Source organism: Psychrobium sp. MM17-31, assembly GCF_022347785.1.
Classification (GTDB): Bacteria; Pseudomonadota; Gammaproteobacteria; order Enterobacterales; family Psychrobiaceae; genus Psychrobium.
In genome coordinates, this window is record NZ_JAKRGA010000007.1 from 114079 (window position 1) to 126835 (window position 12757).

Annotated in this window: 13 protein-coding genes and 1 rRNA gene; 8 read left to right on the forward strand and 6 right to left on the reverse strand. The window is 43.4% G+C overall.

Annotation, left to right across the window (positions count from 1 at the left end; genetic code table 11):
• Positions 1–15 precede the first annotated feature (15 nt).
• On the reverse strand, positions 16–2394 hold the full coding sequence (locus MHM98_RS17900; RefSeq protein ID WP_239440781.1) for a TonB-dependent receptor: 2379 nt from the start codon (positions 2392–2394) through the stop codon (positions 16–18).
• A gap of 187 nt (positions 2395–2581) precedes the next feature.
• Here MHM98_RS17900 and MHM98_RS17905 point away from each other — a divergent pair, with 187 nt between their 5' ends.
• Both MHM98_RS17905 and MHM98_RS17910 read left to right on the forward strand, forming a co-directional pair.
• On the forward strand, positions 2582–3007 hold the full coding sequence (locus MHM98_RS17905) for a MerC domain-containing protein (RefSeq protein WP_239440769.1): 426 nt from the start codon (positions 2582–2584) through the stop codon (positions 3005–3007).
• Positions 3000–4007, forward strand: a complete 1008-nt coding sequence (locus MHM98_RS17910; protein WP_239440770.1) for a GTP-binding protein — start codon at positions 3000–3002, stop codon at positions 4005–4007. Before MHM98_RS17905 ends, MHM98_RS17910 begins: the two co-directional genes overlap by 8 nt.
• A 17-nt stretch (positions 4008–4024) precedes the next feature.
• Here the strand turns inward: MHM98_RS17910 and MHM98_RS17915 are convergent, their stop codons facing one another.
• A complete protein-coding gene (locus MHM98_RS17915; RefSeq protein ID WP_239440771.1) occupies positions 4025–4693 on the reverse strand; it encodes a glutathione binding-like protein in 669 nt (222 codons plus the stop codon).
• Positions 4690–5313: a glutathione S-transferase gene (locus MHM98_RS17920; protein WP_239440772.1), complete on the reverse strand. Its 624-nt coding sequence runs from the start codon at positions 5311–5313 to the stop codon at positions 4690–4692. The genes MHM98_RS17915 and MHM98_RS17920 overlap by 4 nt, the downstream gene beginning before the upstream one ends.
• Before the next feature lie 99 nt (positions 5314–5412).
• Between MHM98_RS17920 and MHM98_RS17925 the strand changes: the two genes are divergently transcribed.
• On the forward strand, positions 5413–5904 hold the full coding sequence (locus MHM98_RS17925) for a bifunctional adenosylcobinamide kinase/adenosylcobinamide-phosphate guanylyltransferase (protein WP_239440773.1): 492 nt from the start codon (positions 5413–5415) through the stop codon (positions 5902–5904).
• A gap of 33 nt (positions 5905–5937) precedes the next feature.
• Here the strand turns inward: MHM98_RS17925 and MHM98_RS17930 are convergent, their stop codons facing one another.
• Entirely contained in the window at positions 5938–7053 is a 1116-nt protein-coding gene (locus MHM98_RS17930) for a fatty acid desaturase (protein WP_239440774.1), read from the reverse strand.
• Between the two features lie 209 nt (positions 7054–7262).
• Here MHM98_RS17930 and fabR point away from each other — a divergent pair, with 209 nt between their 5' ends.
• The gene (fabR, locus tag MHM98_RS17935) at positions 7263–7877 is read left to right on the forward strand and encodes an HTH-type transcriptional repressor FabR (RefSeq protein WP_239440782.1); all 615 of its coding nucleotides are present in this window, start codon (positions 7263–7265) and stop codon (positions 7875–7877) included.
• Positions 7878–7880: 3 nt separating this feature from the next.
• Positions 7881–8231, forward strand: a complete 351-nt coding sequence (locus MHM98_RS17940) for a DUF1422 family protein (protein WP_239440775.1) — start codon at positions 7881–7883, stop codon at positions 8229–8231.
• A 20-nt stretch (positions 8232–8251) separates the two neighbouring features.
• On the opposite strand, the gene trmA is transcribed toward MHM98_RS17940, so the two are convergent.
• Positions 8252–9349, reverse strand: coding sequence for a tRNA (uridine(54)-C5)-methyltransferase TrmA (gene trmA / locus MHM98_RS17945; RefSeq protein WP_239440776.1), 1098 nt, complete (start codon positions 9347–9349; stop codon positions 8252–8254).
• A gap of 165 nt (positions 9350–9514) precedes the next feature.
• Here trmA and MHM98_RS17950 point away from each other — a divergent pair, with 165 nt between their 5' ends.
• The gene (locus tag MHM98_RS17950; protein ID WP_239440777.1) at positions 9515–10729 is read left to right on the forward strand and encodes a DUF5610 domain-containing protein; all 1215 of its coding nucleotides are present in this window, start codon (positions 9515–9517) and stop codon (positions 10727–10729) included.
• Positions 10730–10795: 66 nt separating this feature from the next.
• Entirely contained in the window at positions 10796–11584 is a 789-nt protein-coding gene (gene murI / locus MHM98_RS17955; RefSeq protein ID WP_239440778.1) for a glutamate racemase, read from the forward strand.
• On the opposite strand, the gene MHM98_RS17960 is transcribed toward murI, so the two are convergent.
• Positions 11574–12053: an RNA-binding protein gene (locus MHM98_RS17960; RefSeq protein ID WP_239440779.1), complete on the reverse strand. Its 480-nt coding sequence runs from the start codon at positions 12051–12053 to the stop codon at positions 11574–11576. The genes murI and MHM98_RS17960 overlap by 11 nt on opposite strands.
• A 583-nt stretch (positions 12054–12636) precedes the next feature.
• Here MHM98_RS17960 and MHM98_RS17965 point away from each other — a divergent pair.
• Positions 12637–12757 (forward strand): 16S ribosomal RNA (locus MHM98_RS17965); the annotation flags it as partial.

The window sequence follows — 12757 nt, forward strand, 5'->3', positions numbered from 1 at the left end:
TTCTTTTATTCGATCCTAAAAATAGGCGCGCAAACCTAGTGCGAAACTGCGACCTTGACGCGGTGCTATATCTTTAACAAAAGAGCTGTGCACTTGGGCATATTCGTCGGTGAGGTTCTTGGCATTGGCATAGACGCTGATATCGTAATCGGCGAGAGGTAACTGATAACTAACGCCCAAGTCCACTAGGGTGTAGCCGTCAGTTGCTGTTTCTAGCGTTGCAACTTTGTCTTGTTCTTGGTAACGAACAACATCTAAATGAGCACTGAAGTTTTCTAGTTGGTATTTCAACTTAGTACCAAAGCGCATTGGTGGTGTACGTGGTAAATCGCCACCGTCTTTAAGGCGCGCACGCACGTAATCGGCAAAGAATTGCGAAGAGAACTCTTCGTTGATATTCCAATTGATTTGCGTCTCGAAGCCGTGAAGGGTGGCATCTTGTGATTTGAAGATATAAACAGGAAGCTCGCCGCTGTGATCGTGTTCATCGCCGTGAGCGTGGCCGTGGTTGTGACCATCGCTGCCAAATAGCCCTGTGGCCGCTTGGTAGTAGTAATTGTCGACTTGGTTGTAAAACGCGTTGACTATGATGGCGACATCGCCGTGAGTTTTACGGAAGCTGATGTCGATATTGTTAGCTGTTTCTAAATCAATAGATTGTTGGCTTAAGCCAATTTCATTGTGGTCATCTAAAGCGAATAATGCGCCAACTTCGTAGCTGCGCGTGCCGATGTGCGGGCCAAATGATAGTAGCTCAGATGCTGAAGGTGCGCGTTGTGAGCGTGAAACTGATAAACCTAGGTTATATCCTTCGGTGAAATCCCAAACTACACCAGCAGACAAGGTTACTGGAGTGAATGTTTGTTCTACTGCAAAAACGCGCGTTAGTTCAGATTCTTCCTCATGACCGTGGTCATGCTCGTGCTCATCTTCTGCGTGACCGTCTTCGTCATGTCCGTGAGCGTCAAGATGTGGCAAGCGCACGTTATTGGCATCTAGCGTTACGCGCTCTGCACGTGCGCCAAGCTGAACTAAGAAGTCACCGAAATGGCGTTCTTCCATAGCAGCAATTGCAATCATTTTTTGATTTGATGGCGGCGTGAATGCTTCACTACCTACGGCTTCAATATCGGTATCTTTGGCATGAACGCTAATACCGCCGCGCCAGCCATTGTATGGAGCATGGAGTAAATCGACTTTAAGTTCGCTGGTTTCATTAGCAAAAGTTGTACCGACCATGCCAGCTTCAATTTCAGCGTGTTTGTAGTCAGTGTAAGAGGCTTTAAAACTCGCCGAGCTAAAGAAACCGCTGTCGAAATTGTATTCGCCAATCATTTGATAACGATTTTGCTCTAAATCTGCGTAGACATTACCGTGAGCCGCTTCTTCCTCTGCGTGTTCGTCATGATCGTGTTCATCTTCATGGGTTTCTTCTTCACCGTGAGAGTGACCAGGAATGCCGTATTCACGTTTTAGTTTACCCGCAGAAAAGCCGATGTAGCCTTGATCAAATAAATAACTGGCACCTAGCGTAAAACTACTTGATTCTTCTGCACTGTTTTCAATTTTGTTGCTATGTTCATGTTCGTCGTGATCATCATGATGAGGGGCGTCTGGAATTTTGTAGTCTTCTGATTCACGCCAAAAGCCATCGGCGTAAACGGCAAAAGAGTCAGTGCCATTTTTAACGTTAAAGGCAGCCAGTTTTTGATCGTTAACTGAGTTGTGTTCAAGAATGAACTCGCCAAACGGTGTGTTATTGGTAGGCACGCGCTCGTCTACGACATTGACGACACCGCCAATCGCGCCGCTACCGAAGAATAGTGTTGCTGGGCCGCGTAATACTTCGATTTGAGTTGCTGTTGATGCCTCTGTCGCTACGCTGTGATCCGGACCAACGCGAGAAACGTCGCTTACATCTAAGCCGTTTTGGGTGATCATAACGCGAGGACCACTTAGCCCACGGATAATAGGTGTACTGGCAACACCTGCGTGGAAGTTAGTGTGTACACCAACTTGTTTTTCTAGCGTATCGCCGAGCGTGGCAGCTTGTTGATTGCGTAGTTGCTCGCCAGATAATACAGACACAGGAATCGCAGCTTCCATGACTGAGGCATGAAATGGCGTGGCGGTAACATCAATCACTTCAATCGCTGAACGCGCGAGAGAAATTGTTACATTTTTGCTGTTATTTAACGTTACATGATGATTGAGATGAGCATATCCCGGCGCGGTAATATGCAATTCTAGCTCTTTGTCTGGCGCATTAGAAAACTCAAACTTTCCGTCTTTACCTGTTACCAAGGTTTGTTTGGTGTCGAGGATACGTATGGTTGCGCCTTCGATTTGTTTACCTGTTTTATCGGTGATAACACCTGAAACGTCTTGGGCCATGGCGTTTGCACTAAAAAGCAGGCCAATAATGGCACTCAATTTAGTGGGATTAAATTTGGCGGAAGTTTTCACTGAGACTCCTATTTAAAAAATGGTAATGTTATAATGTATCATTCGCAATTGGATGTTATAATATTACAATTAATCATTCAACAGGTGGCCAGTGCCACAACGGGGTTTTAAATTTATGGAACAAGTGATGGTTGGACAGCAGGCTCTAAAAGATAAGCTAGGTATATTTTTTTCTGGCTTGTGCATTGCACATTGTTTGGTGATGCCATTTTTAGCCATAGTGCTCGGTGGTAATGTTCTGGTCACTGCGTTAAGCGAAGAATGGGTTCATACGATGTTGTTGTTGCCTGTTTTTGCAATGTTAATTCTTAGCTTGCCGCAAGTATGGCTTGCCTCGAGAAATTATTGGTTATTAGCGTTAGCCATAGCAGGTGTCGTTTTGTTGTCTTCGTCTCGAATGGTACATGGCATTGGTGAAACGCTGCTTACGGTAATGGGCTCTTGTTTAGTGATTACAGCGCATTTATTGAGTTTAAAAATGCGAAAGTCTATGAAAAAACAATATGATTTAGCTTATCAGGCGGATTTGAACAATGAGTAGTGATGTAATTTCTCAAGTTCCGACCAATGTTATCACGGGGGCCTTGGGTGTCGGTAAAACGACCTTCATCGAGAAACTACTGCGCACTAAGCCCGAGGGGGAGCGCTGGGCGATTCTGGTTAACGAATTTGGCGAAGTAGGGATTGATGGCGGCTTATTAAATGACGCCAAGCAGCAAGATGTCTTTATCGCCGAAGTGCCAGGCGGCTGTATGTGTTGTACCGCCGGTTTGAGTATGCAAATTACTCTCAATCGACTTATTGCTAGAGCAAAGCCTCATCGCCTGATTATAGAACCAACTGGCCTTGGCCATCCAGCTGAAGTTTTGGCGACGCTACAAGCGCCACATTATCGCAAAGTTATAGACGTTCGAGCGACGGTCACGCTGGTGGATGCTCGCCGCGCCCTTGACTCTAATTGGTTGGACAATCCTAGCTATCAGGAGCAAATGCAAGTCGCTGATATTGTCATTGCTAGCAAGACAGATCTCTACACTGGTGTCGAAGAAGCCAATTTACAACGCTATCTAGCGAGCAATAACTTAAGCGAGAAATCATTTATTCACGCTTTTGATTGGCAGCGCGCCAAGACTGTGCTCGACGCGCCGTGTTGTTATCAAGCGACAGAAACGCCAGTACCTGCCATTAGTATGCGCAGTAAAACATTCGACGTTGCTGAGCAATTGGCGACACAAGATTGTGTGCGCTTAACTAATGAAGGCGATGGCTTTACCTCTTTTGGCTGGGCGATGGCACCTCATCGACAGTTTGATTTCCACCGCGTACTCAATGTGCTTAAGGAAGTGAGTATTAGCCGTTTAAAGGCGATTTTGATTACCACGCAAGGCATTTTCGCGTTTAACATTGTCGGTAAAGAGCTCAGCTATCAAGAAGTTGACGAGAGTAATGATTCACGTTTGGAATTTATTAGTGATGATGCGTCTGCGGCGAAGGAATTAGCGCAGCAGCTTGAAGTGAGCTTATTTGCGATGGCGCAGTAGCGCCATCGGTTATGTAACTACTTGGTTAGCATTTTCTGGACTTGAGCGGCGCGCTCTTCGTCGCTTAATTCTTGTGATGGTGGGATCTGTAAGCCTTTAATACAAGCTGGGCGGGCTGATAGTTCATCGAGCCAGCGTTGTAGATGTTCTAAGCCACTAATATCCACACCACTCCATTCGTGAATTCGCACCCAAGTGAATGTCGAGATATCGGCAATCGAATATTCATCACCTGCTAAATATTGATTATTGGCCAGCTGGTTGTTCATAACTTCAAACAGACGGCGACCTTCGTTTTGATAACGCTCGATTGCCTCTGGAATTTGTTTCGGGAAATAGCGATAGAAGACATTGGCTTGACCCATCATCGGCCCAACGCCGCTCATCTGAAACATTAGCCATTGCAGTTGCTGCGAACGCTTCTTGGGATCTGACGAGTAAAACTTACCCGTCTTTTCTGCTAAGTAAACTAAGATTGCGCCTGTTTCGAAAACTGCAAAATCGTCGTTGTCATGATCGACAATCGCAGGAATACGGCCGTTAGGGTTAATATCGACAAATGGCGATTGTTTTTGTTCGTTGCTTGATAAATCAAGCACCACAACTTCGTAATCTAGCCCCATTTCTTCTAGGGCGATGGAAATTTTATGGCCGTTAGGCGTTGGCGCTGTGTATAGGGTGATCATGGCTCAGTACTCATAATTGAAGGGCGGGCTTTCATTGATTCAAACCAATGCGCTAGATTTGGCGTTTGATCGTCAAGTTTAAATTTAATGACGCGGGCAAAATTGAGGAAAGACCACAGTGTTATATCGGCAACGCTAAAACGATCACCAGCCACAAAGGCATTGTTACCAAGTTGGACTTCAAAAGTGGATAAGGCATCGATAAAGCGTTGCTTAGATTCTTCACCCCATTCTTGATTGATATTTTCGCGATCTTGATAGATGCCGCTGATGTTTCTAAAGGCTTGCAATAGCGGGATCATTACTTGGAATTCTACCATGCGGTGCCACATCTCAATGTTGGCCATTTCTAGTGGTGTTTCACCAAATAGCGATGGTTCGGGTTGGCCGTGAACGCTCTCTAGATAACGACAAATAGCGACAGATTCACAGATACAGGTACCATCGTCGAGTTCAAGAAAGGGGATCAGTCCGTTGGCGGCTTTTTCTTTAAACTCTTGGGTTAGGTTTTCTCCGCCGCGAATATCGACGTTGACTCGCTCTACCTCTAAGCCAATTTCTGCTAAGAAAATACTCACGCGACGTGCGTTTGGGGCGATGGGAAATTCATATATTTTCATGTATAACCTCACTGTTTACATAATATGCTATTAAAGTAATCAAAAACGCCAGCGGTGGGAAGAGCATCGTTGTAAATAGTTGTTAAAAAGAGTGAATTTATGAAGGCTTTATATTTCGGCGGCCAAAAGAGTGGCAAGAGTAGTGCGACCAGCGCAAAGGCGTTATCGATAAGTGACGGTGTGCCGCACTACGTTGCAACCTACGACAACAGTTATAGTGATGGTGAGATGCAGCAACGTATAGATAGGCATCTTGTCGAACGACAAGCAGAGTTTTTAACTATCGAAGCTGCACATTCGTTGGTGGATGTGGTCAAGGCTGGAGAAACATACTTAATTGACTGTTTATCGATGTGGATCTTTAACAACTTACAGCGCGATGAATCAGCGCTTATTGATGAGCTTAAGCAGCTATTTGAAGTAGATTGTAATGTGGTTTTTGTACTCAATGATGTGAGCTGCGGCATTATCCCCATCGATAAAGAGTCACGTCGTTTTGTCGATTTGAGTGGGATTATCGGTCAGTTTGTCGCGAAACAGTGCGATGAAGTTTATCGAGTGAGTTTTGGGATAGAAGAGAGAATCAAATAGCGCTCAATTGAGCGCTATTTTATGAGTTCATATCTAAGCTACTTTAGCCATTGCCAGCCAAGATTGTCGTTGTTGGGCCACGGCGTTTTTCAGCTCTTCAAGTTGAGCAGTTAGCTCTAGCTTTTCAAAGTCTTGTAGCAATTGCTTTTTCTTATCGTCGAATAAGCGTTTTTGCAAAGAATAAAAGGCATTGAGTTTGGCCACTAATTCGTCGTATTCGTCCTGAATTTTCTGTTTTAATTCTTCGGCGTCGTGGCGTAAATCAAGACGCTGGTTAGCGCGCTTAAGCACCATTTCCAGCTTGGCTTGCTCAATTTTTAATTGTGGCGTTTTACGCAGTCCTGATGCTAAGCCAATTAAAGATAAGCCTTTGATTAACCATTTAGTTGGATCATAGTGGTACCACTTGATGCCATTGCGATAGTCCATTTCGAAGATGTGGTGGTAGTTGTGGTAGCCTTCACCGTGGGTAAAAATCGCTAACAGCGCATTGTCTTTAGCAGTGTTTTTGTCGGTGTAAGGTTGGCTGCCCCACATGTGAGCCCATGAGTTAATAAAGAATGTGAAGTGATGACTCAATACCAAACGCGTTACGCCAACGGCGATAAAGCTCGCAAGCATCTGGCCACTCATCCAACCAACTAATGCAGCAAAACCGAAGTTGGTGGCTAGAGTAAGGATCAAATAGTGTTTGTGTTGCCACATCACTATTGGGTCTTTTTGAAGATCGCGACAGTTGCTGTAATCGTTGTAGGTATCTGGATTGTAGTTGCGCAGCATCCAGCCGATGTGAGAAAACCAAAAGCCTTTCTTTGCGCTGTATGGATCTTTGTCATTGTCATCGACAAATTTGTGGTGAACGCGGTGATCGCTAGACCAATGTAACGCTGAGTTTTGCATTGCAAAGGCGCCGCCAATGGCAAATAGTAAGCGGACGCTCCAATGGGCTTGATAGGTTTTATGTGACCAGAGGCGATGATAACCCGCTGTGATCGACATGCCACAGAAAAACAAGCTGATAACCGCAGCAATAATAACGAAGGCATCAAAACCATAGGTTAATTCATACCAAGGCACTAAAATGACAGCGGCTAATAGCGTGCTACTGAAAACAAGAATATTAGTCCAAATTAGTGGTGGCTTTTTCATAAGAAATCCAAAAGTTGTACGTTGAGCTTACAAGTGTACGCCAGTTCGATTTGTTATTTCAACACTCAGCGTACATTTGTTTCGCTTTTTAAAGCGCGTTTTGCGCTAAGTCATTAATTGCAATGGAATGTGGTTGTAATATCTGTTGTGAACCGAGCTCCCTTGCATTACTCTAGCGCTTATTAGCAAAGTACTTTGGAATGAAAATTATGGGCGTTAGGGCGCAACAAAAAGAAAAGACAAGACGTTCGTTGATTGAAGCGGCATTTAATCAGCTATCGGCTGAACATGGCTTTTCCAATTTGAGTTTGCGAGAAGTTGCCCGTGAAGCAGGCATTGCCCCAACGTCGTTTTATCGTCATTTTAAAGATATGAACGAGCTTGGTTTAACCATGGTTGATGAAGGCGGCTTAATGCTGCGTCAATTGATGCGCAAAGCGCGCCAACGCATCGACAAGGGCGGCAGCGTAATTCGAATTTCTACCGAGACCTTTATGGAGTTTGTGGAATCGAATCCCAATGTTTTTCGTTTGTTGCTGCAAGAGCGCTCAGGTAACGCCGCGGTTTTTAGACAGGCGGTAAATCGTGAAATTAGGCATTTTGTCGATGAATTGACAGATTATTTATTGCAAACGTCAGAACTCGATAAAAATCTCGCACGCATCCAGAGTGAGGCTATGCTTATTGTCGTGTTTAGCGCAGGCGCTGAAGCGCTAGATATGTCGAATCATGCTAAAGAAGAATTGGCAGAGCGGGTCATAATGAAGTTACATATGATTGCAAGTGGCGCGCATTATTTATCAAAAAATCCAAAGGAGATGTAATCTATGTTACCGATTTCTAGGCAAGACGCTAAAATTTTAGTCCTCGCATTAGTCGCGGGTATGAGTGCCAATGCGGTACTCAACGGTTTGACTGTAGCCGAAGTTGAGTTATCTATATTCCCACTAATCAGTTGTGTATTGGCGTTTTACTGTATGCTGCAAGAATACAAAACTAATGCCATCGAAGGGGATATTCCTCTGTTAACTGGCGCGAGTTTTATCGTAGGTGCGTTGAGTTATTCGGTGTGTATTCGCGTTATCAAACCAGAAATCGGCAGTAACTTCTTCCCGCTAATTATCTGTATGGTGCTGATTTTTTGGATGTGTCATAAACTGGGATTATTCAAGCGCTAATCCCAGTCTATAGTTAGGTGTTACTTACGAGTTAAGTAAACACCAGATTCCATATGATGGGTATATGGGAATTGATCAAAGAGCGCTAACTTGGCCACATCGTGCGTTTGAGTTAGCGTTTTTAGATTGTCCGCCAATGTTTCAGGGTTACACGAAATATAGATAATGTTGTCGTAAGCTTGAATCATCTTCAAGGTTTCATCATCTAGTCCAGCGCGTGGTGGATCCACCAAAATCGTATTACAGTTAAAGCTTTTTAAATCGATTCCTTTCAAGCGTCTAAATTCACGCTCTCCATTCATTGCCGCTGTAAACTCTTCCGCCGCCATTCGTAAAATAGTGACGTTGTCGATGTTGTTTTCACTGATGTTGTACTGCGCTGAGTCAACAGACGGCTTAGCGATCTCTGTCGCTAATACGCGATCGAAGTTTTGCGCTAATGCCAGTGAAAAGTTACCGTTACCACAGTACAGTTCCAGTAAATCGCCAGTTGCGTCGTTGGTAATATCGATAGACCATTCCAACATCTTTTGATTGATGCCGCCATTGGGTTGAGTGAAGCTATTTTCTACCTGTTTATAAATAAGTTCTTGGTCATTAACATTGAGTTTTTCGATGACGTAATCGTGATCTAAACAGATTTTTTGTTTGCGAGCGCGACCAATTAGCTGCACATCAAAGCGTTCGCCTAAACGAGCTTTTAGTTCACGTGCCGCTGTTTCCCAAGCATCATCTAACTGACGATGATAAAGCAGTGATACTACAATTTGGCCACTCAGGGTCGATAGGTAGTCAATTTGAAAGAGTTTTTGACGTAGTACTGGCTTGTCTTTCAGCTCTTCCATTAACGCTAGCATCATGTCGTTAATTAAACGCGACGCCGATGGGAATTGGTCAACGCGCACTTTTTCTTTGGTTTGCGAGTTAAATACGATGTGGTAAAGATCATCTCCCTCATGCCAGACGCGAAACTCAGCGCGCAGACGATAGTGTGATGGCTCTGAAGCAAAGCGCTCAACCGCTGGTGGGTTGAATGGCTGCATTAATGTTTGCAGTGTCGATGTCTTATCGTTGAGTTGCGCATCATAATTAGCAACATCTACCAAGCCTGGTAACATGATCTTTTTCCTAGGTATAAACAGTGGCGCAGAAGTTTAGGGACTTTTGTAATTTTGTCCAGCGCTTGAGTCTATTATTTGAACATTTTTAGTTAAGTTTTTTTAGGATTTGCCGATAAGATCAGACAACGCTAGGCTCTCATCATCGCAAATATTGGAGACATCATGAAAATCAATTCCTTACCACAGGCTGATCGTCAAAAGCTTAATAACGACAAAGCTAACGTCGCCACTGAAAAAGCAAAATCTAGCGATGCACCGAAAGAAACTTTTGAGAAAAAAGACTTCTTAACAACTGATAATAATCGCCTGTTGATTGGTGCTAAGTCTTTGATGTCTGCCCTTAATAAAGAGCTCAAGCTCGGTGGCAAGTTGGAGTTTCATTCGTCAGTGAATGAAAGCGTCACAATTAAAACTGAAGGTGGTTCAATCCTAGATAAGATTGATGTTGAGCCAATTAGCTTTGACTTTGAAGAAGTAGCGAAGAACGTGATGGACTTTGTCGGCAAAGCGATCATGGGTGCAAAAGAAAGCGGTGCGAGCGATGACAAACTCGCTGAAATGTTTGCTCAAGCGCGCGAAGGTGTTGATATGGGATTTGAGCAAGCACGCCAAGAGCTCGGCGATATGGACATGTTATCAGACGATGTTAAAGAGGGAATGGATCGCAGTTACGGTTTAATTACTCAGGGTATTGACGATCTTGAAGCTGATGTATTTGGCAAGCAAACGACAGCAGCGCCGAATGTGGTAGCAAGAGAACTAGGATTACAAGAGACTGAAACTGGCAGCATTTCTATTAAGACGCGCGATGGTGACGATATTAATATTAGTTTTGGTAGCTCGACGACATTAGCGCAATCTCAACAGTCGAATGAAAATGGTTACTCGTCAGAGACACACTATAGTCGCAGCCAATCATTTAGCATTGAAGTTAGCGGCGAGTTAGACGATGAAGAGTTAAAGGCGATTAATTCATTGGTTGAAGATATTAATGGATTGGCTGACGAGTTCTTCAATGGCGATGTCCAGAAAGCTTTCGAGCAAGCCAGTGAACTTGGATTTGATGCCAGCCAAATTGCCCAATATTCATTAGACTTTAAAGAAGTTAAACAAGTGGCAATTCGCGAACACTATTCACCGAGTGCTTCAAGCTCGCCGTTTGCTACCTTGTCACCATACGTAAAAGATCTTAACGGTATCATGGAAAGCGGTGAGTCGCTGTTTGACAAAGATAACTTGAAGCAACTGATGCAAGATGTGGCAGAGCAGCAGATTAATGCATTAGACGATATGTTAAATAAATCAGCCATAGACTTTAGCAACTTCAATCAACAATTAATTGATGCACAAAATAAGGCTGAGACCCCTTCAACTTAGACCTTATTGCTAATTAATCACGACTGATAGAGAATACGGAATGTCTTTTACAGTCGTGATATTTTGATGAGTAATATTCTGGTCTTTGACTCTGGCGTCGGTGGCATCAGCGTCGTTAGAGAAATCAAACAATGCCTACCTAACGTCACTATCGATTACTTATTCGATAATCTTTATTACCCCTATGGTGAATTAGACGAGCCAACATTGATTAATCGTCTTGTGAGTCTATTGAAAGGTGCTGTTAAAAATCATCCGCCTCAACTTATTGTTATTGCCTGTAACTCCGCCAGCACTATTGCGCTTCCGGCATTGCGCGCTGCGTTCGATATTCCAATTGTTGGTGTTGTGCCAGCGATCAAGCCTGCGTCAAAATTAAGCCGATCGAAAGTGATTGGCCTTCTTGCAACACAAGGCACTATTACCCGTACTTATATAGAAGAACTCAAACAAGAATTCGCTGCGGACTGTGAATTAATTAATGTCGGTAGTAACGAATTGGTTGCGATGGCTGAAACGCTTTATCGAGGTGGCGATATTAGTTCTCGACGTTTGCTTGAAATCTGTAATCCAATCTTCCAGCAAGCTGATGTCATGATCTTAGGTTGTACCCACTTTCCTTTACTCGCTAATGAACTCAATAAGATCAAACCACAGGGATTAACGGTAATAGATTCTGGCAAAGCGATTGCTCAACGAGTGCAAGAGCTGCTTAATGTAGAAGACAGCGATAAAAAAACGCCCGACGGTATTCTCAACCATCGGGCGCTTTATACTAAATCAGTATCAGATACTTCGTTAACCGCAGCGCTATTTAGCGAAGGCTTCAACGAGATCTGTGTGATTAATCCGTAACCTGACTCGAATTTTCAGGACTGGTTTTCTCTTTTGCTTCGCGAACTTTCAGTACACGCTCTTGAAATTCATTGTCATTGAGTTTTGCCATCGCATCTTGGGCGCCTTGTGGGTCCATAGTGACAAAACCGAAACCGCGACGTCGGCCAGTTTGCTTATCCTTAACTAAACGTACTGAATAAACGCTGCCGTGATTCTCAAATAACTCACGCACTACCGCTTCATTTGCGCGATAAGGTAAGTTACCTACATATAATGTTTGGCGCTCGTCCGACTGAACTGCATTACCACCTGTCGATGAAGATGCTTCGCCTGATGTTAAAAGAACTACTACCGCACCAATAAGGATACCGATAGCTAAGAATGGTGATGCACTTGCGTTGTCGGCACTAAGAACAGGAAGAATAAAAAAGCCAACTGCTGCAAGGATTAATGCAATAAGCAAAGAACCTAATTTTGTTGATTTCATAAAATAACCTAAATTAATGAAGAAAAATAAAAGCTTAAGTGCGACATAATAGATTCATTTTATAGCAGATGCTAGCGCTTAAGCTTAAATAGTTCAAAAAACACTCGCTAAAAGTAAGGTTTTAGCGCTTCAATACAGCTTATTATCCAGCAATTAGCTTAATAAAAAGCCGTTTAGTGTGAATAGTGAACGATCAAAATAAAAGATCAAAAAAGCCCTTGCCAAGTTAAATTGGATCTCTATAATGCGCATCCACTGACACGGCGGGACGGCTTCTTAAACGAAGTAACAACGCGGGTTAGCGAAGAAAACAACGTTTTAAATTACCTTTAAAAATTTTTTAAAATTAGTTGTTGACTTCAAATCGGGAATGCGTAAAATGCGCAACCCGAAACGCAGAGAAGCAAAGGCTTCAACGCGGTTCTCTCACCAATCGGTGATAGAGATAAACGTTCTTTAAAAATTAGTATTCAAATAAACTGTGTGGGCATTTGAAGATTGAGTATCTTACTCATGATTTAATGTCTACATAATGACAGTAAATTCATTGAGTCTTTCGAAAGAAAGTAAAACTTTAAAATTTTAATTGAAGAGTTTGATCATGGCTCAGATTGAACGCTGGCGGCAGGCCTAACACATGCAAGTCGAGCGGAAACGAAGAGTAACTTGTTACTCTGGCGTCGAGCGGCGGACGGGTGAGTAAT